The 24,981-nt window shown below is 66.1% G+C and carries 20 protein-coding genes and 1 other RNA gene; 13 read left to right on the top strand and 8 right to left on the bottom strand.

From position 1 onward, the window contains the following. Positions 1 to 31 precede the first annotated feature (31 nt). The 8 genes from KA248_13285 (at position 32) to lepB (ending at position 7,575) form a co-directional block, all read left to right on the top strand. Positions 32 to 787, top strand: a complete 756-nt coding sequence (locus KA248_13285) for a type III pantothenate kinase (protein ID MBP7830878.1) — start codon at positions 32 to 34, stop codon at positions 785 to 787. After that, positions 784 to 1,587, top strand: a complete 804-nt coding sequence (gene trpA / locus KA248_13280) for a tryptophan synthase subunit alpha (GenBank protein MBP7830877.1) — start codon at positions 784 to 786, stop codon at positions 1,585 to 1,587. Before KA248_13285 ends, trpA begins: the two co-directional genes overlap by 4 nt. Beyond that, positions 1,588 to 2,670: a mannose-1-phosphate guanylyltransferase gene (locus tag KA248_13275; protein ID MBP7830876.1), complete on the top strand. Its 1,083-nt coding sequence runs from the start codon at positions 1,588 to 1,590 to the stop codon at positions 2,668 to 2,670. It abuts the gene before it with no gap. Position 2,671: 1 nt separating this feature from the next. After that, a complete protein-coding gene (ruvX, locus tag KA248_13270) occupies positions 2,672 to 3,100 on the top strand; it encodes a Holliday junction resolvase RuvX (GenBank protein MBP7830875.1) in 429 nt (142 codons plus the stop codon). Between the two features lie 70 nt (positions 3,101 to 3,170). Continuing rightward, the gene (gene truA / locus KA248_13265; GenBank protein MBP7830874.1) at positions 3,171 to 3,938 is read left to right on the top strand and encodes a tRNA pseudouridine(38-40) synthase TruA; all 768 of its coding nucleotides are present in this window, start codon (positions 3,171 to 3,173) and stop codon (positions 3,936 to 3,938) included. A 48-nt stretch (positions 3,939 to 3,986) separates the two neighbouring features. Continuing rightward, positions 3,987 to 4,664, top strand: a complete 678-nt coding sequence (rpe, locus tag KA248_13260) for a ribulose-phosphate 3-epimerase (GenBank protein ID MBP7830873.1) — start codon at positions 3,987 to 3,989, stop codon at positions 4,662 to 4,664. Between the two features lie 3 nt (positions 4,665 to 4,667). Then, positions 4,668 to 6,470: a translation elongation factor 4 gene (gene lepA / locus KA248_13255; GenBank protein MBP7830872.1), complete on the top strand. Its 1,803-nt coding sequence runs from the start codon at positions 4,668 to 4,670 to the stop codon at positions 6,468 to 6,470. Between the two features lie 10 nt (positions 6,471 to 6,480). Then, a complete protein-coding gene (gene lepB, locus KA248_13250; GenBank protein MBP7830871.1) occupies positions 6,481 to 7,575 on the top strand; it encodes a signal peptidase I in 1,095 nt (364 codons plus the stop codon). A 308-nt stretch (positions 7,576 to 7,883) separates the two neighbouring features. Here the strand turns inward: lepB and glgA are convergent, their stop codons facing one another. Continuing rightward, complete coding sequence (glgA, locus tag KA248_13245; GenBank protein MBP7830870.1) at positions 7,884 to 9,326, bottom strand: glycogen synthase GlgA; 1,443 nt, start codon at positions 9,324 to 9,326, stop codon at positions 7,884 to 7,886. A 208-nt stretch (positions 9,327 to 9,534) separates the two neighbouring features. On the opposite strand from glgA, the gene KA248_13240 reads away from it, so the two are divergent. Continuing rightward, a complete protein-coding gene (locus tag KA248_13240; protein ID MBP7830869.1) occupies positions 9,535 to 11,553 on the top strand; it encodes a VacB/RNase II family 3'-5' exoribonuclease in 2,019 nt (672 codons plus the stop codon). Here KA248_13240 and KA248_13235 read toward each other — a convergent pair. The 6 genes from KA248_13235 to KA248_13210 form a co-directional block, all read right to left on the bottom strand. Next, positions 11,538 to 12,416 (bottom strand): hypothetical protein, encoded by an 879-nt coding sequence (locus KA248_13235; GenBank protein MBP7830868.1) that lies wholly within the window; start codon positions 12,414 to 12,416, stop codon positions 11,538 to 11,540. The two genes, KA248_13240 and KA248_13235, sit on opposite strands and share 16 nt — an antisense overlap. A gap of 408 nt (positions 12,417 to 12,824) precedes the next feature. Continuing rightward, positions 12,825 to 13,227, bottom strand: an RNA gene (rnpB, locus tag KA248_13230) — RNase P RNA component class A. 102 nt (positions 13,228 to 13,329) lie between these two features. Continuing rightward, positions 13,330 to 14,034 (bottom strand): hypothetical protein, encoded by a 705-nt coding sequence (locus KA248_13225; protein MBP7830867.1) that lies wholly within the window; start codon positions 14,032 to 14,034, stop codon positions 13,330 to 13,332. Between the two features lie 72 nt (positions 14,035 to 14,106). Continuing rightward, complete coding sequence (locus KA248_13220; protein ID MBP7830866.1) at positions 14,107 to 17,400, bottom strand: hypothetical protein; 3,294 nt, start codon at positions 17,398 to 17,400, stop codon at positions 14,107 to 14,109. A 178-nt stretch (positions 17,401 to 17,578) separates the two neighbouring features. Further along, positions 17,579 to 18,493: an ABC transporter permease gene (locus tag KA248_13215; protein MBP7830865.1), complete on the bottom strand. Its 915-nt coding sequence runs from the start codon at positions 18,491 to 18,493 to the stop codon at positions 17,579 to 17,581. Next, positions 18,490 to 19,800 carry an ABC transporter permease gene (locus tag KA248_13210; protein ID MBP7830864.1) on the bottom strand — a complete coding sequence of 437 codons (1,311 nt, stop codon included), beginning with the start codon at positions 19,798 to 19,800 and terminating at the stop codon, positions 18,490 to 18,492. Before KA248_13210 ends, KA248_13215 begins: the two co-directional genes overlap by 4 nt. 43 nt (positions 19,801 to 19,843) lie before the next feature. Between KA248_13210 and KA248_13205 the strand changes: the two genes are divergently transcribed. Next, positions 19,844 to 20,992 carry a site-specific DNA-methyltransferase gene (locus tag KA248_13205; protein MBP7830863.1) on the top strand — a complete coding sequence of 383 codons (1,149 nt, stop codon included), beginning with the start codon at positions 19,844 to 19,846 and terminating at the stop codon, positions 20,990 to 20,992. Here KA248_13205 and KA248_13200 read toward each other — a convergent pair. Beyond that, entirely contained in the window at positions 20,977 to 21,582 is a 606-nt protein-coding gene (locus KA248_13200) for a hypothetical protein (protein ID MBP7830862.1), read from the bottom strand. The genes KA248_13205 and KA248_13200 overlap by 16 nt on opposite strands. Before the next feature lie 83 nt (positions 21,583 to 21,665). Between KA248_13200 and KA248_13195 the strand changes: the two genes are divergently transcribed. From KA248_13195 to KA248_13185, 3 genes are all read left to right on the top strand, one after another. After that, positions 21,666 to 23,783 (top strand): hypothetical protein, encoded by a 2,118-nt coding sequence (locus tag KA248_13195; GenBank protein MBP7830861.1) that lies wholly within the window; start codon positions 21,666 to 21,668, stop codon positions 23,781 to 23,783. 83 nt (positions 23,784 to 23,866) lie between these two features. After that, positions 23,867 to 24,337 carry an OsmC family protein gene (locus KA248_13190; GenBank protein MBP7830860.1) on the top strand — a complete coding sequence of 157 codons (471 nt, stop codon included), beginning with the start codon at positions 23,867 to 23,869 and terminating at the stop codon, positions 24,335 to 24,337. 19 nt (positions 24,338 to 24,356) lie between these two features. After that, on the top strand, positions 24,357 to 24,981 hold a 625-nt coding region (locus tag KA248_13185; GenBank protein MBP7830859.1), incomplete at its 3' end, for a hypothetical protein.

The following is a 24,981-nucleotide window of genomic DNA, read 5'->3' as shown; positions in this document are numbered from 1 at the left end:
GTCTGCTTTACTTCCTTCCGTGAAAAAGCCCGTGATCGTCATCGACATCGGTAATACCAGCACGACGCTCGGGGTCTACCGGGCCGGCCGGATCATCCGGATGGATCGCATGCCGACCCCGGATCGGGCGGCGGACGGCCTGGAACGACGCCTGAAACGCCTCGCGGGCCCGCAGGCGCCGCACGGGGTGGGGCTGGCCTCCGTCGTGCCGGCGGCCGTCGGAGCGTGGCGCAAGGCCGCGAAACGCTTGTGGCCTGCGGCGGGCTGGCTGGAGGTCGGGCACCGGCTGAACCTGGGCGTCGGCATCGAGTACCCACGCCCGGCGACCATCGGGCCGGATCGGCTGTGCAACGCGTGCGCCGCCGTGGCGCGGTATGGCGCGCCGGTCATCGTCGTGGACTTCGGGACGGCCGTCACCTTTGATATCGTTTCGCCGGACAGGAAATACATCGGAGGCATCATCGCGCCCGGCCTCCCGCTGATGTTCAGCTACCTGGCGGAGAAGACCGCGTTGCTGCCGCGGATCGAGTGGGGCAGGGGAGTGCACGATGTCGGGAAGAGCACCGAGGAAGCCATGCGTCTGGGCGCCATCTGGGGCTACCGCGGCCTGGTCCGTGAAATTGAGAAAGAACTGGCCGGCCGGCTGGGGTGGAAGAATGTTACCTATTGCGCTACAGGAGGATACGCATCGCGTATCATGCGCGGCGCCGGGCTGGCCATGAAGATCGACAGGGATTTGACCTTGTATGGCATCGGTCGCATCTACGAATTGAACCGGGTGAAATGAAAACGCGAATCGACCAGTGCTTGGAACAGTTGAAGAAAACGCGCCGCAAGGGGTTCATTGCCTATATCACGGCGGGCGATCCCACGCTGGCGGAAACGGTGGACGCGGTCGTCCAACTGGCCGGGGCGGGGGCGGATATCGTGGAACTCGGCGTGCCGTTTTCCGATCCGCTGGCCGACGGGCGGGTGAACCAGGACGCGGCCACGCGGGCGCTCGCGGCCGGCGCGACCTGGAGCGGCCTTCTGAAATGCATCGAGCAAATCCGTCGGAAGAGTCAAATTCCCCTGATCCTGTACAGTTACCTGAATCCGCTGATCGCCCGCGGCTTCGAGCGCACCGCGAGGCAAGCCGCAAAGGCCGGCGCGGACGGCTTTCTGATTGTCGACCTGCCCGCGGAGGAAATGAAACCGTACTCGCGAATCCTTCGCCGCGTCGGCCTGAACAACATCTGCCTGGTGACCCCGACCAGCCCGACGGCGCGCATACGGAAGATCGTGGGGCTGGCGTCGGGCTTTGTCTACTGCGTGTCGCGCGAGGGCGTGACGGGCATGCAGAAGCAGCTGGCGCCGTCGGCCCTCGGGCTGATCCGGCGGACCCGGCGCTGGACGCGGCTGCCGGTCGCGATGGGATTCGGCATCTCCACGCCGGAGCAGGCCCGGGCGGCGGCGTGCGAAGCGGACGCCGTGGTGGTCGGCAGCGCGATCGTGAACCGCTTCGCCGCCGCGCCGCGGACGGCGGCCGGCCGAAAGGCCGCGGCCCGCTGGACCGGCCGCCTGGCCCGGGCCGTCAAGGAGGTATAAGTGAAGGATCATTATTATGCCGTCATCCTGGCCGGCGGCCGGGGCGAGCGGTTCTGGCCGTTGAGCACGGAGAAGCGGCCCAAGCAGTTTCTCGCGCTGGCCGGCGACAAAACGCTGCTGGCCCAGGCCGTCGACCGGCTGGAGGGGCTGATCCCGCCGGAGCGCATTCTCGTGATCACGAACAAGGACCTGGTCGGCGCGGCGCGGGAAGCCTGTCCCGTGCTGCCGGCCGAAAACCTCATCGGCGAACCGGTCGGCCGTGACACGGCGGCGGCCGTCGCGCTGGGCGGGGCGCTGGTCCAGGCCCGCAACCCGATGGGCGTCTTCTGCGTGCTGACGGCGGACCACGTGATCGGCGACCTGGATATCTTCCGCCGGACGCTGGCCGCGGCCCTCGCGCGCGCGGAGTCGGAGGAGGTCCTGCTGACGATCGGCATCCAGCCCGCGGGCCCGAGTACGGCCTATGGCTACATCGAGGCCGGCGAGGCGGCGGGCGAGAGCGGCGGGATTGGATTCATGGCCGCGCGTCGTTTCGTCGAAAAGCCCGACCTGGAAACCGCAACCCGGTACTGCGCGGAGGGACGGTTCTACTGGAACTCCGGCATGTTCATCTGGTCGGCGGACGTGCTGGAGCGCGCGTTCCGGAAGCACAGGCCGGCCCTCGCGGACCTGATGGCGCGAATCCGGAAAACGCCCGGGCCGAAGCTGGCGGCGGCGCTCGAGACGGAATACGCCGCCCTCGATCGCATCTCCATCGACTACGCGCTCATGGAGAAGGCGGACAACATCCTGATGGCGCGCGGCCGGTTTGCCTGGGACGACGTGGGCTCGTGGACGGCGGTGGCGGCGTACCTGAAGCGCGACGGCGCCGATAACGCCGTGCGCGGCGAATTGGAGGCGGTGGACTCGCGGGACAATGTTGTGGTCTCCGACGGGCGGCTGACAGCGCTGGTCGGCGTGCGGGACCTGATCGTGGTCCATGCCGAGGGCGTCACGCTGGTCTGCTCAAAGGACCGCGCCCAGGACGTGAAGAAGCTCGTGGCCCAGATGAAGCAGGCGGGCCGCTACGGCAAGGTGCTGTGACATGCCGCGCGTGCTCGGCCTGGACCACGGCGACAAGCGGATCGGCGTCGCGGTGAGCGATCCGATGGAGATGATCGCCTCGCCGGTCGTCATTCTCGACGCGGGGCAGGGCGGCGGGTTGCCGGAGATCGAGCGAATCTGCCGGGAGAAGGAGATTGGCAGGATCGTCGTGGGCCTGCCGCTGAATATGAACGGCACGGCGGGGCCGCAGGCGGAGAAGGTGCGGGAGTTCGTGAAGCAGCTCCAGGCCCGGCTGCCGGCGATCCCCGTGACCACGTGGGACGAACGGTTGTCCAGCCGGGCGGGCGAGCGGGTGCTGATCGAGGCCGGAACCTCCCGCAAGCGGCGGCGCGAGGTGCTGGACAAGATGGCGGCGCAGATCATGCTGCAGGGGTACCTGGATGCGCATGGGCCGCAGGAACGTCTGTAGTTCCGCCGCTCTGCCGGCGGATGAATAGCGGCTCCGGCGGCAGAGCGCCGGAGCTACAATTCCTGTTTTCATGAAAGAGGACCTCCAGCGTTACAAAATGCTCCTCGGCTACGACGGCACGGACTGCTTCGGCTGGCAGGCGCAGCCGGCGCACCGGACCGTGCAGGGCGAACTCGAGCGCGCGCTGAAGGAGCTTACCGGCGAGACGGTCCGGATTCACAGCAGCGGCCGGACGGACCGGGGCGTTCACGCGCGCGAGCAGGTGGCGCATTTCGACCTCGAAAAACCCGTCGTGCTGCGCAAGCTGCTGCTGGGTTTCAACGCGCTGCTCGGGGAGGACATCCGCGTGTTCTCGATCCGGAAGACCGCGCCGGACTTCCACGCCCGGTACGATGCCGCGGGAAAGGAATACCGCTACTTCATCTGGAACGGCCCCGTCCTGCCGCCGTGGCTGCGGCGCTACCGCGCGCAGGTCCGGCCGCCACTGGACGTCCGGGCCATGGCCCGGGCCGCCGCGCTGCTGGTGGGGCGTCATGATTTCGCCGCCTTCTCCGCGAACCCGAACCGGGAGATCGACGGCACCGTGCGGCACCTGCGCGAGCTGAAAGTCCGGCGGCGCGGCAGGGAACTCGTCCTTGTCGCGCGCGGCGACGGGTTCCTCTACAAAATGGTCCGGAGCCTGGCCGGGTTCCTTATCCGGGTGGGCTCCGGCGAACTGCCGCCGGAGGCCGCCCGGACGATCCTGGACACAAAAACAAGGACCGCCCGGGTGCCGACGGCCGCCCCGGAGGGGCTTTTTCTCTGGAAGGTGACCTACGCCTCTTCCCGGCCGTCTTGACCCCGCCCGCGGCTTCCGCTAGTTTGTGACGACTTCATTCCGTGCAGGATGAAAAGGCGCCCCATACAGATCATGCCCTCGCTGCTGGCGGCCGACATGGGCCGGCTGGCCGAAGCCTGCCGCCTGGCCGAATCGGCGGGCGCGGATGGCCTGCACGTGGACATCATGGACAGCCATTTCGTGCCGAACTTGAGCATGGGGCCGGACGTCGTGCGCGCCGCGCGGCGCGTCACGAAGCTGCCCTTGAGCGTCCACCTGATGATGACCCGGCCGGGCGAACTGGCGGACGCCTTCCTGGACGCGGGGGCGAACACGCTGCTGGTCCACGTCGAGGCCCGGTGCGATCCGGCGCCGCTGCTGCGGCGTATCCGGGAGCGCGGCGCCCGCGCCGGCCTGACGCTCAATCCCGAGACGCCTGCCGAGGCGGCCCTGCCGTACCGGGACTTGGCGGACGAGATCCTGTGCATGACCGTCCACCCCGGTTTCGGCGGCCAGGCGTTCCTGGACGAGGTGCTGCCGAAGATCCGGCGGCTGCGCGAGACACTGCCGGGCCTGGCGCTCTCCGTGGACGGCGGCCTGAACGACGAGACCACCGCCCGGTGCGCCGCGGCCGGCGCGGACATCTTCCTCGTGGGGAGCTCGCTATACACGGCCGAAGGAGACATGGTGGACCGGATTCACTCCATGCGGGCGGCCATCCAAGCGGCCCTGGCGCGGGAAGGCTGACCCATGAGCGAACTCGCCCTCATCCGCAACTTCTGCATCATCGCGCACATCGACCACGGGAAATCCACGCTCGCCGACCGGATGCTCGAGTTGACCGGCACCATCGAGAAACGCCAGTTCCGGGACCAGGTGCTCGACGACATGGACCTCGAGCGCGAGCGGGGCATCACGATCAAGGCCCATCCCGTCACCATGAATTACAGGGCGCGGGACGGGCAGACCTACTGCTTCAACCTCATCGACACGCCCGGCCACGTGGACTTTTCCTACGAGGTCTCCCGGAGCCTGTCCGCCTGCGAGGGCGCGTTGCTGGTGGTGGACGTGACGCAGGGCGTGGAGGCGCAAACCGTTGCCCACACGCTGCTCGCCGCGGAGCACGGCATCCCGATCATCCCGGTGCTCAACAAGATCGACATGCCGAACGCCGACGTTGCGGCGGTGGCGCACCAGATCGAGGAGGTCCTGGCTATCCCGATGGCGGACAGCTTCCAGGTCAGCGCCAAGACGGGGCAGGGGGTGGCGGAGGTCCTCGAGGCCATCGTCCAGCGGATTCCCCCGCCGGTCGAGAAGGACGAGATCCACACCCGCGCGCTGATCTTCGACTCGGAATACGACGCGTTCCGCGGCGGCGTGATTTACGTGCGCATGTTCGACGGCGCCTTGAGCCCGGGGAACCGCATCCGCCTGATGAGCATCGCCCGGGACTACGAGGTCAAGGAGGTCGGAATCTTCACCCCGAAGCCGGTCGTCCGGCCGGCCCTCGAGCCGGGCGAGGTCGGCTACCTGATGGCCAACATCAAGAACGCGTCGGATATCCAGATCGGCGACACAATCACGCGCGCCGACCGGCCCGCGCCGACCGCGCTGCCCGGGTTCAAGGAGTTCCACCCGATGGTCTTCACCGGGCTCTACCCCGTCCAGTCGGACGACTACGAGAAGCTCCGGGCCAGCATCGAGAAATTCAGCCTCAACGACAGCGCCTTCGTCCACCAGGCCGAAACCTCGGCCGCGCTGGGCTTCGGGTTCCGCTGCGGGTTCCTCGGCCTGCTTCACATGGAGGTGGTCCAGGAGCGCCTGCGCCGGGAATACGACGTGGACATCATCGCCACGTATCCGAGCGTGATCTACCGCGTGTACCTGACGGACGGGACGATGGCCGAGGTGGACAATCCCGCGCACCTGCCGGAGCTGACGAAGATCGAGCGCATCGAAGAGCCGATGATCAAGGCGTTCATCCTCTGCCACAACGAGCACATCGGGGAGATGATGCAGTTGATCATGGACCGGCGCGGAGAGGTGACGAAGACGGAATCCCTCGACACCCGGCGCGTCATGCTGACGTGCAGCGTGCCGCTGAACGAGATCCTGATCGATTTCTACGACCGGCTGAAGAGCGCCAGCCGTGGCTACGCCTCCATGGACTATGAGCACGCGGGATACCGGGAATCCGACCTGGTGAAGCTGGACATCCTGGTGCACGGCGAGGTCGTCGAGGCCTTCGCGGCCATCGTGCACCGCTCCAAGGCCGAGTACCGCGGCCGGCAGATCTGCAAGTCGCTCCGGGAGCAGATTCCGCCGCACATGTTTTCCATCGCCATCCAGGCGGCGATCAACAAGAAGATCATCGCCCGCGAGACCGTTCGCGCGTTCCGGAAGGACGTGACCGCCAAGTGCTACGGCGGCGACGTGACGCGAAAGCGGAAACTGCTGGAGCGGCAGAAGGAAGGCAAGAAGAAGCTCAAGCAGATCGGCCAGGTCAGCATCCCGCAGGAGGCGTTCATCTCGGTGCTGAAGACCAGCGACTAGGCAAGGGACCATGAACCTTTTTCAATACCGGCGGTACCGTCAGTGGGTGCACCACCTGGTGCAGGAGTCCCGGCACGTCATCCACGTCCGGGGCGACCTCCTGGAGTCGGGGCAGATCGAGGAACTCCGCCGGCGGACCGAGGATCTGAAGCAGGCCTGGAAGCGCCGCGAGCCGGAGGCCGTGGAGGAAGCGGCGGAGACGTTATCCGAGTACATCCTGCGCCTGAACCCGCCGCGGCGCTTCGCCAAGGTGACGGAATACGTGGAGATCATTACGGTGGCGCTCGCCGTGGCCATGGGATTCCGGACCTATTTCATACAGCCGTTCAAGATCCCGACCGGCTCGATGCAGCCGACGCTCTACGGCATCACCGTGTCCCAGCAGTTTGCGCCGAATTGGTACGACCGTTTCCCGCTCAACCTGGTTCCGCTGGCGCTGTTCGGCGAACGGTACACGGAGGTCCGGGCGAAGGTATCCGGCCAGGTCGGCAACGAGTTCGCCAACGAGGAAGAGCACCTGGTGTTTTATATCCAAAACGTACCGCACCCGGTGCGCAAGGGCCTGACGCTGGCGTTTAAGCCCGGCGAACTTGTGGCCAAGGGGCAGGTGCTGGCGTCCGGCCGGGTCAGGCTGGGCGACCATATTTTCGTGAACAAGATCCGGTACAATTTCTCACGGCCGCGCCGGGGCGATATCACGGTGTTCAGCACCGACGGGATCCGCTATCCCAACATCCGGCCGAACTCGTTTTACATCAAGCGCATGGCCGGGCTGCCGGCCGAAACGGTGGGCATCGAGCCGCCGCATCTTCTGGTCAACGGGCAGAAGATCACCGAGCCGTACCCCTTTTTCCGGCTGCTGAACGACCGGGACAAGGGCTATGTAGGGTATACGCTGGCCCGTGAACAGGCGGCCGTGCCGGTCTACCTGGGATCCGCGGGGGAGACGCGAACCCTGGGGGAGGGCGAGTATCTTATGCTGGGCGACAATACCGAGCACAGTTATGACGGCCGGTACTTCGGGCCCGTTCACAAAGAAGATCTGGTCGGCCCGGCCTTCATGGTCTACTGGCCGTTCTCCAAACGCTGGGGTCGCACGCGTTAGAGCGCGAGCACCACGACCTTTGCCAACCCGCCCGCAGGAACTCCGGTCGGTAATGAAACCGGTCTTGCGGGAGCTCGACCCACCATAGCGGCGCCTGCCTATATTTAGTGGAGGGCGGAGCTGCCGCGTCGCCGAATGCAACTAATCGCGCCTTTCGCGGCCGTTTATCGGGCTCGATTTGTTATGTCGCATAATATATCTTATGTCTAATAATTGATTGCGGGAGCCACAATAGATGGTGCAGATAATGAAGAATTCGACCTTCGGAGACGTAGCGGGAAATGGACCCCGGCGGCCGGGACGCCGGATCAGGTCATGGCCTGCTGGTAAATCTTGATGTAGTCTTCGGCCGCCCGATCCCAAGAGAAATCCTGGACCATGGCCCTCCGAATCAGCGTGTCCCAGACTTCCTTGTGCTTAAATAACGCCAGCGCCCGTTGCGCGGCATGGTTCAATCCCTGGGCCGTATAGGTTCTGAACTTGAAGCCTGTGCCTTCCCGTCCGTCCGCGTCGATATTCTGGATCGTGTCATCCAGCCCCCCCGTGGCGTGAACCACGGGAACGGTTCCGTACTTAAGGCTATAGAGTTGGTTCAGCCCGCACGGCTCAAACCGGGACGGCATCATGTAGATATCCGCGCCGGCCTCGATCTTGTGCGACAAGGGGTTGTCATACCCCAGTCGGGCCGCAAAACGGCCGGGCCACCTGGACACCCACTCCAGGCACAGCTTCTGATACTTGTCCTGGCCCGCCCCGAGCAAAACGAAGCCCACATCCGCGCTCATGAGGTCCGGCATCGCCTCGGCCAGGATGTCAAGGCCTTTCTGGTCCACCAGGCGCGTGACCATGCCCAGCAGCGGCGCGTCCGGCGAAATCGTAAGGCCCATCAAGCGCAGCAGTTCCTCTTTGCAGGCCCTCTTGCCCGCGAGGCTGTCGGGCCCATAGGTCTGGACGAGATGCGGGTCGGTCTGGGGGTTCCACAGGGAGTAGTCCACGCCGTTGAATACGCCGACCAGCCGTTCGCCCATCTGCGCCAGGATGCCGTGCAGGCCACAGCCGTACTCCTCGGTCCGGATCTCCTGTGCGTAGGTACGGCTGACCGTGGTCACCAGGTTGGAGGACGTGATGCCGGCCTTGATGCAGTTGATGTTGCCGTAAAATTCCGCGCAATCCATGTTGAAGCAGAAGAACGGCAGGTTGGTCTGCGAATACTGCGACCCCGGAAACAAGCCCTGGTAGGCCAGGTTGTGAATCGTGAAGACCGTGCGCTCGACCTGCTTCCGGCCGGCGCCCTGGATTCCGTATTTCAGGAACAGCGGCACCAGGCCGGTCTGCCAGTCGCTGCAGTGCACAATGTCCGGATGCCACTGGAGCGTATCGATCAGGCTCACGATGGCCTTCTGGAAAAAGACGAACCGCTCGAAGTTGTCGTCGTAGTCGCGCTCGGGCAGGCTGTACAGCTGGGACCGGTCAAAGTACTCGTCCCGCCGGATGAAGTAGGTCCGGGGCGGCGGATCCTCGGAGTACCAGACTTCGGCCTGGTGCATCTGGAACCCCACGGGGATGTCCAGGCGCAGCCCGGTGTCTTTCAGCGAGTACCCGCCCTCGGCGACACGGCGGTACAGCGGCATGATCCGGGCGATATCGCTGTGGCGCATCATCAGGGCCTTCGGCAGCCCGGCCCCAACGTCCGCCAGGCCTCCCGTGGACCCGAACGGCATGATCTCGCTGGCCGCATATAGGACGCGCATGATGTTGGTTCTCCCCGGGGCTTCCCGCTTCCGCTGGCCTGCCGCCGCAAACCCGATATACTCTATTCTGATGGATGAATTTACACCATCCGAACGAAAACCGATACTCGATTTCGTGCGGCGTCACGATTATCGGCCCCTTCGACAGCACGAACTGGCGAAGGCCTTGAAGCTGCCCGGACCCCGTCTCCGCCGGATGCTGAAGCTCATGGAACGCGAAGGCGAACTCGTCCGGCTCCGGAAGAACCGCTGGGCGGCCCCGCGCGGGGCCCCTGCCCTTTCCGGCCGGCTGCGCGCGCACCCGGATGGATTCGGCTTCGTCACGCCGGCCGAGCCCGGCCACCCCGACATCTATGTCCCCGCGGACGCCCTGGGCCCGGCCTTGGACGGCGATCTCGTGCTCGTGGCCGTGGAGGAACCGGAATCCGAGCGGCCCCGCGGCCGCGTCGTGCGGGTCCTGGACCGGCGCCAGGAGCGGCTGGTCGGCCGCCTGCGGCGGACGGCCTATTACTGGTACGCGATCCCGGACAACCCGCGCATCCGCGACAATATCCGGGTCCGCGGTTTCGCGCCGGCCGTGAAGGAACCGGCGGAAGATCATGCCGTGGTCCTGCAACTGGAGCCGAGGGAGCGCGAACACGAGGCCCTGACCGGCACCGTGGTCGAGGACCTCGGGGCCGCGGACGCGCCGGGCGCCGACATGCTTTCCGTGATGCGGTCGTTCGACCTGCGGTCCGAATTCCCGGCCGACGCCGTGCGGCAGGCCGCCGCCCAGGAGACCGAGCCCTCCCCCGCCCTGCTCCGCGGGCGGCAGGACCTGCGCGGGCAGACCGTATTCACCATCGACCCGGAGGACGCGAAGGACTTTGACGACGCCGTCTCCCTCTCGCGGGACGCCTCGGGCGCGTGGCGGCTCGGCGTGCACATCGCCGACGTGTCCCACTACGTGGAGCCGGATTCCCCGGTGGACGTCGAGGCCCGGCGGCGCGGCACCAGCGTCTATCTCGCCGACCGGGTGATCCCCATGCTGCCGCCCCGCCTGACCACGGACGTCTGCAGCCTGCGGCCGGGCGCGCCGCGCCTGACGCACTCGGTCTTCCTGCTGTTCGACCGCCACGGCCTGGTGCTGGATTTCTCGACGGGCCCTTCCGTGATCCTCTCCGCCGCGCGCCTGGACTACGACCGGGTGCAGGCCTTTTTCGACGGGCAGCCCGACGACTCCATGCCGCCGGCCGTCCGGGATTCCCTGCGCGAGATGCGCGAGCTGGCGGGGTTGTTGCGCCGGCGGCGGATGGAAGCGGGCAGCCTGGACCTGGCCGTCCCGGAGATCCGGTGTGTCCTGGGCGAGGACGGCCGGGTCGCGGCCATCCGCCGTCGCGGCGCGAGCGAGGCCTACCAGTTGATCGAGGAATTCATGCTGGCCGCGAACCAGGCCGTGGCCGCCCGGATCGCGCGCCAGGGCGCGCCATCGCTCTACCGCATCCACGACGAGCCCGACGCCGCGCAGTGGGAGCGCATGCAGGTCGAGTTGCGCGCGCTCGGGCTGGCCTCGCCTCCGCCGCGTCGCGAGACGCTCGGCCGGCTGGCCCGCCTGGCCGCCGCGTCCCCGATGTCCTATGCCGCGCAGCTGGCCATTCTGCGCAACCTCAAGCGCGCCGTCTACGCGCCGGCCCCCGCGCTCCACTTCGGACTGGGCTTCGGGTGCTACACCCATTTCACGTCCCCGATCCGGCGCTACCCGGACCTGGTCGTGCACCGCGTGCTCAAGGCACTCGAAGCGCGGACGCCGCCCCCCTACTCCGCCGAGGCAACCTCCCGCCTGGCCCTGCACTGTTCGCAGGCCGAGCAGCAGGCCGACGAGGCCGAGTCCGAAAGCGTGGCGCGCAAGAGGCTGGATTACTACCATGACCTCCTCGCCCGCGGCGAAACGGGGCCGTTCGACGGCGTGATCGTCGGCCTGCACACCCGCGGCCTGGCCGTCGAACTCCCGGACACCCTCCAGCGCGGCAGCCTTCCTTTCTCCGCGCTGCCGGACGATCACTACGTGACCGACCGGGACCGGCTGAAGGTGACCGGCCGGCGGCGGCGCCAGGCGTGGCGCGTCGGACAGATAGTGCGGGTGCGGCTGGCCCGCGTGGATGTCCGCCGGCGGATGGTGGGCCTGGAATTGGCCGGGCCGGCCGCGCCCGAGCGGAGGAAAAAGCGCCGGGGTCAGCGGATGAGGTAGATCAGCTTCTGCGCCTGGCCCTCGCGCTCGATGTCGAGCACGACGGCGCTGACGCGCTCCTGGAGGAACTCGCTGATGAAGTACTCCGCGCGGCGCTGGCTGGTCATGTTCATCGAGTTGACCTTGCGGATGAAGTCGCTCTGCTTCAGGCCGACCGCGTCGAGGAACTCCTCTTCGCCCTCGATGTCCACGACGTAGCCCGCGATCTTGTTCTGCTGGTAGTCGGGCTTCATCGTCATGTAGAGGGCCGCGATGCGCTCCGGGTCGTTGGCCAGTTCCTGGTAGTAGTCTAGGAGCGCCTGCCGGCTCAACACCCAGCGCGACTCGCCGACCCGGCGCCCGAAGCGATTTTGCTCCAATGTCGGTTCCTCGCTTACGGGCTCGCTCGCCGGCCGCCCCGGCGCTTCTCCTCTCCCGCCATGGAAGCTCAACCAGAGCTCCTCCTGCTGCCCGCGGGCGGCCAGCACGACATGATCACGCAGGATCCGGACCACCTGGATGTCTTCGAAGGTCTCCTGCTCCCGCACGACGAACTGCTGTTTCTTCTCCACGTCGTCCAGGATGGCCAGGCGGGCCGAGGGCTGCGACAATTCCTCGTCGTTGATCGAGAAGAACGTCCCGGCGAGCCGGAAGCGCCGTGCCAGCGGGCTCATGTCCGCGGGCGCGGGGCCGGCGGCCGGCTGGAAGACCGCCCAGTCCTCCGCGGCGGGCAGTGCGGCGGCGGGCCAGTCCAGCGCGGTTTCCGGCACCGGCTCCGGCGGAGGCACCGCGGGCAGCCGCCGGTACAGGAAGGCAAAACCCGCCACCGCCAGGACGGTCACGAGCAGCGCCAGCCCGCGAAGGATAGTGGTTCCTTTCATCATGCGCAGGCCACTTTAATTTGTCCGGAGCCCGCAGGCGATAAAAATGCAGGATGCTATAGCGGCGGCCAGGACTGATTCATAAGGGGTCGCAACCTGTTGCGGCCATGGAAGAACAAGGCTCGCACACCCCCGGGTCTGCGCCGGCCTCGAGGGCGAGGCCGCGCTACACGGACATCGAGGATGCGGGGCTCGGCGTAGCGCGCGACCGCCCCCGGTCGCGGGCAGGCTGGCTCCGTGGATTCGGGGCCCAACCGCTTCGCGAGGCGAGGCTTCTCGAAAAGGCACATCCCTTTCATGGCTCAAGGGTTCACCGGCCTCATGAATCAGTCCTGCGCGGCGGCTCTATGAGCCGCCATAGCGATAACCATTCCCGGGCGTTTCATAGAAACGCCGCTACAGGCTGGTAACCATGGAGCCGGGGCTGTAAGCCGGATTCTGTCCCCCCGCCGTCGCCGGCGGGGTGTACGGTCATTTATCTGCGCGATCAACCCGGAGCTTACCGCCCCGGTTGCCCGGGACGAACGAGGCGGGCCGCCTCTCGCTCCCTATGCGATCTTGCTCCGGATGGGGCTTGCCCTGCCCCCGGCGTCTCCACCGGGGCGGTGGTCTCTTACACCGCCATTTCACCCTTACCCTGAAGTAGGTGCATCGCACCACTTCAGGGCGGTATCTTTTCTGTGGCGCTTTCCGTACCCTTCGATATCGCGAAGGGCCTCCCCCGTTTCCAGGGGACATCCCGCCCTGCGGAGTCCGGACTTTCCTCCCCGGCCCCGCCTCGCGGCAGGGCCGCAGCGACCGTCCGCCCCGGCTCCAGTGAGAAGATACATCATGGGACGCGGGAATCGAAGGAGAAATCTTGCGCCGCGAGGGCGCGGCGCCTCCAAACATGGAGGCGGGCCGCCCCCGGCCCGCTTCAGGGCTTCCAGTACAGCATCCGGCTGCAGTAGCTGCACTGCACGGCGGCCAGGCCCTTGCGGGCGTCGTGGACCAGGTGCGGCGGCAGGTTCATGTGGCAGCCGCCGCAGGCGCCATGCTCGACCGGAACGAGGGCATAGTCGCCGGTCTTGGCCAGGATTCGCTCGTAACGGACCAGCCAGTCGGTATCCACGTCTTCGGCCAGAGTCTTCCGGTCGGCCTGCAGCTTGGCGATTTCGGCCTGCAGTTCGTCCAGCCGCCGGTCGAACACCTTCTGGTCCTCCCGGACCCGGGCATCCTCTTTCTTCAAATCCGCCTCGCGCTCGGCGATCACGGCGCGGGCCTTCTCGACCTGCTCCATGAACTCGAGTTCCTTGTCCTCCTCGGCGCGGATTTCCTTCTGGACCACGGCGATCTCGCGCTCCAGGGCGCGGAATTCCTCGTTCTTCTTGATCTGGATCTGCTGCTCGCGGAAGCGCTGGATCTTCTGGCGGCGGCTGTCGACCTCGATCTCGACCTGCTTGATTCCCGACTGGGCCTTCTTCAGGTCCTCCTGCGCGGTGTGCAACACGTCCTGGTGGGCCTTGAGGCGGTCCTCGATCAGCTTCTTGCGGGCGGGGATGTCCTGGGTTTCCCGCACGAGGCGGGCGATGGCGCGGTCACGTTCCTGGATGAGCAACAGCCTGTCTATCGTCGTCGACACCCGCGGTTTCTCCTTCCAAAGTTCGGGCGGCAGTCTAGCCGTCCGCCCGGCGGGCGTCAAGCCGGCGAAAGGTCAGCGCCCGGTCACGATGAGCAGGAAGTCATTGTTCGAGGGATCGAAGTTGCCGTTGTTAATCCAGACATCAAAACGATACGCCAAGCGCTGATTGACGGAGGCGATTCTCACGGCCACCGCGGTAGAAGGCTGGGAATCCGTTTCGACAATGGCCATGGGGATTAACGTCAAACCGGATTCCGCGACGGCGCCGATATCCACCTGGTAGGCCCCGATGGCCGTATTGACACAATTCGTGACATTGAAGCTTTCTTCAATGGTTCCATCGTCGGCGATTCTGGCCCAGGCGATAATACCGTTGTCTTGGAACCGCTCGCCGAACTTGGCTCTGCGCTGCTCGCCCAGTTCTTGGGCGATCCAGACGCCGTTGCTGGCCTGGATGGCGAACTGGTCGTTGGTGACGGAACTGAACTGGTTGCTCGCGGAATCCGCCCACACGAACGCCCCGGTGTGGACCGCGCTGGCCCGGTACCCGGCGGCGAAGCTGTACGGGGCCGACGCGACATTCAACTTGCCACCCGGGACGACGGCGTAGTCGCCGTTGACCACGTTGCTGCTTCCGCCGCCGATCACGGCCCACTCGCCGCCCATCAGGTTCTTGTAGCCGCCCGCGACGACCGACCAGCGCCCGCTGACGGTGTTGAAGTACCCGCCGCCGATGACGGACCCGTGGGCATACAACGCATTGGTCATCTTGTTGCCCCAGCCCCCGCCGATAAACGAGTAGTTTGCGTCGTTAGCGATATAGTTATTATTGCCGCCGACTACGACGCTGTAATCGCCGCGCACCTCGTTCCCGCTGCCACCCCCGATGAAGTTAAAATACAGGCCGCCCACGACGTTTTCCGTGCCGCCCACGATGACACTGCGGTCGGCATACGCCAGTATGGTGTTCACATTCCCACCCACGATGACACTCCAATGCGCATTGGTTCCAATCGTGTTGGTGCTGCCCCCCCCTATGAACGAAGAATCGGCGATCACGGTGTTGGACGCCCCGCCCGCGACGACGGACCATTCTCCCGTGATGGAATTCCGGCCCCCGCCCCCGATCACCGCTCCATCGCCGGCCACGATGGTGTTCCCGCTCCCGCCGCCAATAACGCCGTTCCGGCCCAGGGCCGCATTGTTGGACCCGCCGACCACGACCGCCCATTCGCCCGCGGCCAGGTTGCGCGCCCCGCCCCCGATGAACGACGCAATGCCGTTGGCTTTGTTGCCCAGGATGACGCCCGAGTAAAATCCGCCACCGGCAATCGTTGCGCCCATGCCCGAGACTTGGTTGCTCACGCCGCCGCCGATGGTGCCATAATAGGCGTTAAGCCAGATGGCATTGACCATGCCGCCGGCGATCGTGGCCTGCTGGGCGTTGGTCTCGATCAGGTTGAACGTTCCCCCGCCGATGGTCGCGTTGAAGGCGTCCACGCGGATCTCATTCCTCCGGCCGCCGCCGACGGTGCTCGATCCGGCGACGACGATGTTGCTGGTGCCACCCCCGATCACCCCGCCCTGGGCCGCGGTCCCCACGGCGTTCATTTCGCCGCCGCCGATGGTGGAGTTCGGGGCGTTGGCCACGTTCTTCAGTCCGCCGGCCACGGTGGCAAAAGCCGCATCGGCCACCGTGCCCCCGCTGTTGCCCGCCCGGTTGCCCAGGCCGCCGCCCACGACCCCGTAGTTGTCGCTGACCCGGTTCGGGAAAGAGGCCGCCGGATCACCGCCGCCGGCGATCGTCGCGCCAACGACACCTACGTCCACCGTGTTGGCCACGTGACCGCCGATGACGTTGGGCCCCGCGCCGTCGCCCTCGTACCGGGCCACCCGCTGGTTGCCGGCGCGCAGATTTAGGGGCTGCGTATCCGTGGTGCCGAGGAAATGGCCGCCCGCCGTCCCGCCGTTGCCGGTGGTCTGCCAGAAGGTGTTGGCCGCGACATCCGAGGTCGTGATCGTGCCGCCGGCGATCTTGTCGCCCGTGACCGAATCGGCGCCGAGGGATACGTTGGAGACCGAGCCGGGGATCAGGTTCGTGCCGTTCAAAGCCACCAGGTCCATCCCGGCGCCCCTGAACGTGCCAGCTTGGACCGACTGCGCCCAGACGCCGCCGTTCACCGTCAGGGCGTCCGTGAACGGCCCGTTCGTGTTGATGCCCACCCCGCCGGCGGCGCGGATGAGGAACTGGTTGGAGGACGTGGAGGCAAACGCGACACTGATGGAGTTGTCCGCCCAGACGAAAGCGCCCCCGTGAAGGGCCTCGGCCATCTGGCCCGCGGCGAAACTATTGACGCCTTTGGCCTTGTTGAGGTAGCCGCCCGGCACCACGGCATTGGTCCCGTCGGCATTGTTCTGCAAGCCGCCGCCGATGGCCGCATAGCGGCTGGCCGTAAAGTTGTTCTCTCCCCCCGCGATCGTTGATCCCGGCCCGCGGGCTTCGTTGAGTCCGCCGCCGCCGACGGTCGAGTTCGTACCCCGGGCGATGTTGTTGTATCCACCGGCTATGACAGCGCCGGCGGACGAGCCGAGTACCTGGTTTAGGATTCCTCCGCCGATGAACGAATGCTCACCCGCGGCGCTGTTGTTGGCGCCCCCGGCCACGGTGGCATAGGGACTGTTGGATACGGTCCCTCCGCCGTCTCCGGCAATATTATAAATCCCGCCTCCGACCACGCCGTGATGATCGCTGACTCGATTGGGGCTGCCCCCCGACGAGTCGCCGCCCCCGCCGATGAAGGCGCCGTTGACCCCGGGGTCCGCGTAATTCGACGCGTGGCCGCCGATCAGGTTGGGCGGGTTAGGCTCGCCGTCCAATTGCAGCACGGTCGCGTTGTCGGCGCGCAGGTGCAGGGGTTGCTCATCCGTCGTCCCGACAAAATGCGTCCCCGCCGTCGTGCCGGCGTTGCCGTCCGTCCGCCAGAACACGTTGCCCGGCACGTCCGCGGCCTGGAGGGCGTAGCCGACGGATACCAAGTGCTCGCGCGGGGTCAGCGGCGCGCCGTTGACGAGCACCTGGATCCAGACCTCCGCCGCCGCCAGCGCGCCCGTCAGCGTGCCGCTGACCGTGTCGTCGCCGAGGTACGCGGAATACAGGCCGTCCACGATGGCCACCTGGTTGGAATCCTCGTAGAGCAGCGTCCCGGCCGCGGGATCATCATACAGTTGCAGCGACAGTCCCACGGTGTCGTTGACCAGGTTCGTGCCGTTCACGAGCCGGCCCTGGTAGTTGATCAATTGCGGGATCTGGGCCTGGGCGGAAAGGACCATGCATGCAGATAGAAGAAGGACAGCGATCGTTTTCATGTTACCCCCCCCAGTGGCATGAACTAACGCATTAGCCGATTTCTACAACTCCGGTCGGACCATGTCCAATGAATTTCGGCCACTGGCCCTTTCCGCCGACGGAGCGGCGGAACTACAGGATTCCCGAGTTCGATTACCTGAATCCTTGTAGCTCCGGCGCTCTGTCGCCGGAGCGGCGTCACCGCTCCGCGGTCCGCAGCCGCGGGTCCAGCGCGTCGCGCAGGGCGTCGCCGAGCAGGTTGAACGCCAGCACGAGCCCGAAGACCGCCAGCGTGACGAAGGTCATCTCCCACCACGCCCCGTGCCAGAGCCGCAGCCGCGCGTTGCCGATCATCGTGCCCCACGACGGCTCGCCCTGCACGCCGATGCCGAGGAAACTCATGAAGACTTCCGTGCCGATGGAAAGCGGGAAGCGCAGCGTGAACGTCACGATCACGATGTGGAACACGTTCGGCAGGATGTGCCGGAACAGGATGCGCGCGTTCCCCAGCCCCAGCGCCTTGGCCGCGAGGACGTAGGGCTGGCCCCGGTGCTTGATCGTCTCGCCGCGGATCAGCCGGCAGATCCCCACCCACGTCGTCAGGCCGATCCCCAGGTAGACGCCCAGCAGCCCCCGCCCCACCACCATCGCGATCGCCAGGATGAACAGCAGCCCGGGTACCGACGCGAACGTGGAGTAGAGCCACACGATGAAATCGTCCGTCCGCCCGCCGAAGTACCCCGCCAGCAGGCCGAGGACGACGCCGATCGGGATCGCGATGAGCGAGGTGACGATGCCGACCTGGAACGCGACGCGCGTCCCCTGCACGAGCCGTTGCAGCACGTCGCGGCCCAGCCCGTCCGTCCCCATCGGGTGCGGCCACGACGGCGGCCGGTACGCCTGCGACAAATCCGTGCGCTGGTAGGACGGCGTCCGGTCCATCCACCGGTGCGCGCGGTACACCGCCTCGCCGTACACCGCCATCACCGTGTACGCCGCCACGACCCACAGGCAGGCCCGCGTCAGCCGCCGCCCGCGCAGCCGCGCCCACGCCTCCGCCCAGAGGCCTCTCCCCCCTGAACCCTGAACCCCGAACCCTGAACCCTTCCTCATTGCAGCCTCACCCTCGGATCCACCCACGCATACGCGACGTCGGTCAGCAGGTTCACGAGCACGTACAAAACAGACCCGATCAGCACGATCGCGCGCACGACGTCCACGTCGGCCGAGTTCACCGCGTTGACGCCCAGGTAGCCCAGCCCGGGGATGCCGAAGAAGCTCTCCAGCAGCAGGCTGCCCGTATAGAGGTACGGGATCGTCAGGGCGACGTTCGTGATCACCGGGATCAGGGCGTTGCGCAGGACGTGGCGGAACAGCACGCCGCGCCGCGACACGCCCTTCGCAAACGCCGTGCGGACGTACCCCTTCCCCATCTCGTCGAGCATGACCGTCCGGTAGAACCGCAGGCTGCTGCCCAGCCCGCTGACCACGCCGATGAAAACCGGCAGCAGCAGGTAGCGCCACGACTCGAAGCCCCAGACCGGAAACCATCCGAGCCGGTGGCCCAGCAGGTATTGCCCCGCGACGATCCACACGAGGTAATTCACGCTCATCAGGCCGACCGCGACGACCACGGCGAGCCGGTCCGGCCACCGGTCGCGCCAGAACGCGCAGACCAGGGCCAGGCTGACGGCCAGCGCGAGTTCCAGCGTGAAAATCGGGATCGTCAGCGCCAGCGTCGGCCCGATCCCCTCCGCCAGCAGCCTCGTCACCGGCTGGTTCAGGCTGCTCGACGTCCCAAAATCCAGCTGCGCGATCTTTTTAAGGAAATAGAAGAACTGCGAATCCCACGGGCCGGCCATCCGCCGCCGGAGTTGGATCGACCGGATCTCCAGCGGGGCGCCCTGGACGGCGAGGCGCAGGTCGGTGGTGGAGGTGTTTTCCAATGATTGGAAAAAAAATTCCGTTTTTTTCCAAACATTGGAAAATTCGGCGCCGTTTTTTCCAATGATTGGAAAAAAAGCGCCCGTTTTTTCCAAACATTGGAAAAATTGGACGGTGGTTTTTCCAATGTTTGGAAAATCCCCTGCCGCGCGCGCCTCGACAACCAAGCGGTACCCCGTGTCCGGCCGCAGCCCAAAGGCCAGCGGCAGGATATGCTCGCCGGGCCCGAGCGTGCGAGGGGCGGATTCCTCCGGCTCCGGCCATGCGCGGGTTGTCGTCCACCGGCCGAAGAGGAGCGGCTTGTTGAACCCGCGCTGCTCGTCGAAGTCCTCCAGCGTCGCCGGCGAGACGTGCTCGCCGAGCACCATCGAGGCCGGGCTGCCGCCGACGACGTTGAAGAGAACAAAGGTGATCAACAGCACCCCGAGCACGGTCGGGATCATCTGCAGCAGCCGCCTGGCGAGATAGCGCCCCATTTTGTTCTTGATAATAGACGTCCAGACGTCTTACCATGTCATCATGAAAACGGGCCAAACCCGATATCGTCCCGGGCATGTGCGGGACGCCATTCTTCGAGTGTTGTCTCTAACCTCGCGTCCGCTCTCGGTCAAGGAGATAGAGCGACGGGTCTCCCAGGTCATCGGACCGGCACCCGCTTCCTCCGTGCGTTCCTATCTGCGCCTGAACACACCGCAGCATTTCATCCGCGAAAGCCGCGGCCTGTACGCCATCCAGGTCGGTAGAATTCAGGGAGAGGACACCGAGGCGCAGAAATGGCGGGAACCCGTCTGCCTGGGACGAGCCACGGTGGTTCACGCGGATTGTTTCGACTGGCTGGAGCAACAGGAGGAGAACCGGTTCCATGCGGTGGTCACCGATCCTCCTTATGGGCTCCATGAGTATACACCTGAACAGCAGGCGAAACTGCGCAGCGGGAGAGGCGGTGTCTGGCGAATACCGCCGTCGTTCGACGGCCATGTTCGTTCTCCCCTTCCGCGCTTTACGACGCTGACACCCGAACAACTGGCCGAGTTGCGGGCCTTTTTCTTTTTCTGGGCACGGCTTCTTTTGCCCCGGCTCGTTCCGGGCGCCCATGTTGTGGTGGCGTCGAATCCCCTGCTTTCATACATCGTGTCGGGCGCCCTGGCGGACGCCGGCTTGGAACGCCGCGGCGAAATCATTCGTCTGACCATGACCATGCGCGGGGGGGATCGGCCCAAAGCGGCTCATCACGAGTTTCCGGATGTCAGCGTGATGCCTCGTTCCATGTGGGAACCCTGGGTGGTCTATCGCAAGCCCATCGTGGGAAGAGTTCAAGATAACTTACGGCGCTGGGGGACGGGCGGATTCCGACGGCCCTGTCACGACCGTCCTTTTGGCGACGTCATCGCCTCGGCTCCCACTCGCCGAGCAGAGCGACACTTGGCTCCGCATCCCAGCCTGAAACCACAGGCCTTTCTTCGCCAATTGGTGCGCGCCGTGCTACCCATGGGCCACGGAATCGTATTGGATCCTTTTGCGGGCGCGGGCTCAACCCTCGCGGCGGCGGAAGCGGTTGGATATGAAAGCGTGGGGGTTGAAAAGGACCCTCATTACTTTGCGATGGCGCGCGACGCGATACCCAGACTGGCGCGGTTCCAACCTCCCGCGGATCATTCGACCCGGTAGATCCAGTTGTCGCGGAGTTTTTGTATGCCATCCTTGTGCAAGGTAGCCGTTCGGGTGCCCAATTCACCCCGAGGGTTTTTTCGGAAATCATCCGCCGTCACATGGCCCAGATACACCTCGGTAAAGGTCATGGGCCTTCTGTTCCTGGCCGGTTCGGTCTCCGTATCCACGTCATAGACAAACACGCACATCCATTGTTCTCTTGCGCCATGGGTATCCACCGCCCCGCCGGCCTTCCGCGTGGTTTTGATTTCAACCCCGTCTTGGCCGGCCTTCACTGCATCTCCAGCATAGACGCCCTGGACAATCAGGTCCGGATGCCCATTGAAGTACTGGTTTTCGCAAAGCACGCGGGAGTGTTTGGCCAGGCTGGCCGTGAGCATATCGGAAAGAACGCCCGACATGATCGCCGGTCGCAACATATCGTCCAATCGCTTCAGGCCTTTTCGCAACAGGTGGCCGTTCACATCGTAAAAGAAATCGTAAACATCCTGCATGGCCATCTGGAAATCCTGCGCTCGCAGTTGGAATGGAAGCGTCGCTTTCCGGTTGAAGCGCCGCAAATCCACCGTGTTCCGCGAAATTGCCATGTTTTGGATACTATCTCACCGCGGGCCCCGCGTCCAGAATCCGCTATTAACCTGAAACGGTTCGCCGCGGTATGATGATCCCCATGAGGAGTCGACTTTCCCTTGCCGCCGGTCTTATGCTGGCCGCCATGAGCCTGCCCGCGCGCGCCGGCGAGGTCCGGGTGATGACGTTCAACCTGCGGTACGCGTCGGCGGTGGACGACCAGAATTCCTGGAAGCAGTGGGATAGCACCAACCACCTGCCCCAGCGGCGCCAGTTCGTTTGCCGCGTGATCACCAACCGCGCGCCGGACGTGATCGGGTTCCAGGAGGGCGAGGACGCCCAACTCGATTACCTGGCCGCGAACCTCCCCGCGGGCTACGAGATCGAGCGGCAGAAGCCGAGCGGCGGGAGCGGCAACGAGAACGCGGCGATCGGCTACAACACGAACACGGTCGAGCTGCTCGACCGCGGCGTGTTCTCCCTCGGGCCCAGCCCGGGCGGCGGCTACTGGAACAACCCGGCGGGCACGAACTTCCAGCCCTACCTCTATTTCACGAACATGGGCTTGAGCTTCCCCCGCATCGCGCTCTGGGGGAAGTTCCGCTGGCGGGCGACGGGACAGGAGTTCCTGTTCTACACGACGCACTTCGATTTCAACAACGACCCGCAGGTGGCCAGCGCCAGCCTGATCACCGACGATGCCCTCTCGCGGGCCGCGCGGATGCCGCTTTCGCCGCTGGCGATCGTCGTGGGCGACTTCAACTCGAATCACAACGACAACGACTGGAAGCTGTTCACGGGCTCCTACTCTTTCGGCGGGATCACGGGCGACTTCACGGATTCTTGGTACCAGGTGCACGGCACGTGGACCGGGTCGGGCACGTTCCACGGCTGGGCGGGCGGGACGCCGTCCACGTCGCAGCACATCGACTGGATCCTGCATCGCGGCGGGTTCGCGGCGACGCAGACGGTGGTGGTGACAGACTCGACGATTGTCACGACCCGGTCCAGCGGCGCGACGGCCACGATGTACCCGTCCGACCACTACCCCGTCTTCACCATACTCCGGCTTCCGGCCACAGCGTCGGACTACGACGGCGATGGCCTGCCGGACGCGGCGGAACGGTCGCTCGGCGACATCAATCCCGTGGATGCCGACTCGGACGGCGACGGGTTGCTCGACGGGCAGGAGGACCTCGACGGGAACGGCACGCTGGACGGCGGCGAGACGGACCCGTCGTCGGCCAACTCCGGGGCGCAGCTTCCGACGGACGTGCGGAACGCGCAGATGGACGGCGTGCTGGATTACGACGCCGCGCTCGCGGCGGAGAACAGCGGCATGACGCTGCACTACAAGTTCGACGGGCGCTATCTCTACGTGGCGACGTGGGATGCGGGCGAGGGCCAGGACCATTTCATCTTCGTGGTCACGAATCCCAACGCGTGGGTCTCCGCGCCGTGGGCCAAGGCGGGCACCGTGCCGCCGTGGAGCGCTTATCTGGCGGACGAGAACGACAGCACGTACGCGAGTTGGTTCAACGCGGGCGGTTCGGCGATCACGGACACGAGCGTGGCCCGCTGCGCGGCCTATTTCGAGAACGGCGGGCGGATCGAGGGCGTGATCGACCTGGCGTCGGTCCTGGGCTCGGGGTTCACGCAGGCCGTGTACCTGGCCGTGGCCCCCTACTCCACCGCCGACGGCGGCGCGCTGCAGTCGGGCTACCAGGTTCCGGCGGGCAACGGCAACGGCGACCTGTGGGGCTCGTCCGAGTTTTTTCAGCTCGCACCGAGCGACGCGGACGGGGACGGGGTCAATGATTACGCCGACCCCGACGCCGACGGCGACGGTATGGCCGACGCGTGGGAGGAGTTCCGGTTCGGCGATCTCGACGCCTCCGCCGGCGGCGACGAGGACGGGGACGGCGCCACCAACCTGGAGGAATGGCGGGCCTGCACGGACCCGGGGGATACCGGCTCGGTGTTCCGTATCCGGTTCGCGGAATCCTCGACGACGGGCCTTTCGATGAGCTGGCCCGCGCCGTACGGCAAGACGACGACGGTGTACCGGGCGGAGGGGCCGTGTTTTTCCAATCACATGGCCTGGACCTCGACGCAGGTATTCGCGGGGCCCACGAACTTCCCCTTCGGGACCAACCGGTATTCCGCGGGATGGGACTCCACGTCCCGTTTCTTCCGCCTGGGCCTTGCCCACCGTTGAGAGTGACACGGGCGTCCCGCCCGTGCTCCGTTGACAAAACCCCGCGCGTGGTTTATGGCATGGCGTTCAAACAGGAGGCCGACATGCCCAACGTGAAAAAAGTCACCGTCACCGCGCACCAGACCGAAAGCATGCGGATGGACCTACAGGCCCGGCACCACCGGATGATTATCGACCAGCCCGCGACCGGCGGGGGGCAGGATGCCGGCCCCACGCCGCTGGAATATTTTGTCGCCGCGCTGGCGGGATGCATGGGCGCCATCGGGCGGATCGTTGCGCGCCAGCAGAAGCTGAATATCCGCTGGATGGATTTCGTGGTCGAGGGCGACATCGACGTCGACGGGCTGCTGGGCCGGCCGACGCCGAACCGGGTGGGCTTCCAGGGATTCACGGTCAAGGCCCGGATCGACGGGGATCTTTCGATGGACCAGAAGCAGGCGTTCCTCCGTGCGGTGGAGCAGCGCTGCCCGGTGTCGGAGAATATCGCGAACGCGACGCCGATCCGCTTCGAGGTGGTCGAAGACCTGGGCGGGATCAAGGGCCCCGCAGTTTGACCGGTTCCCGGCCCGGCCCATGAGTGGCGTTCCCGAAGGCTCCTCGCTCGCGGCGGCGGGCGGCTCCGGCGCGTCCCCGGGGCCGGGTATCCTGTTGCGGATGGCCCGCGGATTCTCGTGCATCTTCTGGGGCATCCCGCTGGCGCTGCTGATGTTTTCCGGCGCGCTGGACCTGCGCGTCACGCCCCGCCTGCGGATTCCGACCTTTGTCTTAGGCCTGATCCTCGTGTTCGCCGGGATCCTCCAGTTGAACCGCGCGCCGAACCTGACGCCGCGGTGGGCCGGGAGGATCCGCCACGCGCAGGTGACGCTGTTGATCCTCGTGTACCTGTCGCCGTTCGTGTACTGGTGGCGGGCCATGCCGCACGTGGCCTACTACGGGGTCAACATGCTGGCGATCGTGGTGACGGCCATGGGCGGCCTGCTGGCGCTGAACCGGCTGGCCGAGGAAACGGGCCGACTGTTCGGCGACGGGATGGTTGTGATCGAGGCCCGCCTGTGCGGCGGGTTGTCGGTCCTCTTCCTGCTGGCGCCCGGCGCGGTGGCGGCCCTGCGCTCCATCCTGGCGGCGGCGCCACTGGAGAACAGCCGCGCGTGGGCCCTCGTCCTGGTGCCCTACCTGATGCCGCGCTGGATGTACGCGC

Source organism: Kiritimatiellia bacterium, from assembly GCA_018001225.1.
Classification (GTDB): domain Bacteria; phylum Verrucomicrobiota; class Kiritimatiellia; order CAIQIC01; family JAGNIJ01; genus JAGNIJ01.
The sequence above is the reverse complement of the archived record's forward strand: the minus strand, read 5'-3'. Positions and strand labels throughout refer to the sequence as shown.

What these genes read in the sequence shown, in the direction of transcription:
- trpA (MBP7830877.1), top strand. Translation starts at nt 784, where the DNA reads ATGAAAACGCGAATCGACCAGTGCTTGGAACAGTTGAAGAAAACGCGC.
- ruvX (MBP7830875.1), top strand. Translation starts at nt 2,672, where the DNA reads ATGCCGCGCGTGCTCGGCCTGGACCACGGCGACAAGCGGATCGGCGTC.
- truA (MBP7830874.1), top strand. Translation starts at nt 3,171, where the DNA reads ATGAAAGAGGACCTCCAGCGTTACAAAATGCTCCTCGGCTACGACGGC.
- rpe (MBP7830873.1), top strand. Translation starts at nt 3,987, where the DNA reads ATGAAAAGGCGCCCCATACAGATCATGCCCTCGCTGCTGGCGGCCGAC.
- lepA (MBP7830872.1), top strand. Translation starts at nt 4,668, where the DNA reads ATGAGCGAACTCGCCCTCATCCGCAACTTCTGCATCATCGCGCACATC.
- lepB (MBP7830871.1), top strand. Translation starts at nt 6,481, where the DNA reads ATGAACCTTTTTCAATACCGGCGGTACCGTCAGTGGGTGCACCACCTG.
- glgA (MBP7830870.1), bottom strand. Translation starts at nt 9,326, where the DNA reads ATGCGCGTCCTATATGCGGCCAGCGAGATCATGCCGTTCGGGTCCACG.
- KA248_13240 (MBP7830869.1), top strand. Translation starts at nt 9,535, where the DNA reads ATGGAACGCGAAGGCGAACTCGTCCGGCTCCGGAAGAACCGCTGGGCG.
- KA248_13235 (MBP7830868.1), bottom strand. Translation starts at nt 12,416, where the DNA reads ATGATGAAAGGAACCACTATCCTTCGCGGGCTGGCGCTGCTCGTGACC.
- KA248_13220 (MBP7830866.1), bottom strand. Translation starts at nt 17,400, where the DNA reads ATGAAAACGATCGCTGTCCTTCTTCTATCTGCATGCATGGTCCTTTCC.
- KA248_13215 (MBP7830865.1), bottom strand. Translation starts at nt 18,493, where the DNA reads ATGAGGAAGGGTTCAGGGTTCGGGGTTCAGGGTTCAGGGGGGAGAGGC.
- KA248_13210 (MBP7830864.1), bottom strand. Translation starts at nt 19,800, where the DNA reads ATGGGGCGCTATCTCGCCAGGCGGCTGCTGCAGATGATCCCGACCGTG.
- KA248_13205 (MBP7830863.1), top strand. Translation starts at nt 19,844, where the DNA reads ATGAAAACGGGCCAAACCCGATATCGTCCCGGGCATGTGCGGGACGCC.
- KA248_13200 (MBP7830862.1), bottom strand. Translation starts at nt 21,582, where the DNA reads ATGGCAATTTCGCGGAACACGGTGGATTTGCGGCGCTTCAACCGGAAA.
- KA248_13195 (MBP7830861.1), top strand. Translation starts at nt 21,666, where the DNA reads ATGAGGAGTCGACTTTCCCTTGCCGCCGGTCTTATGCTGGCCGCCATG.
- KA248_13190 (MBP7830860.1), top strand. Translation starts at nt 23,867, where the DNA reads ATGCCCAACGTGAAAAAAGTCACCGTCACCGCGCACCAGACCGAAAGC.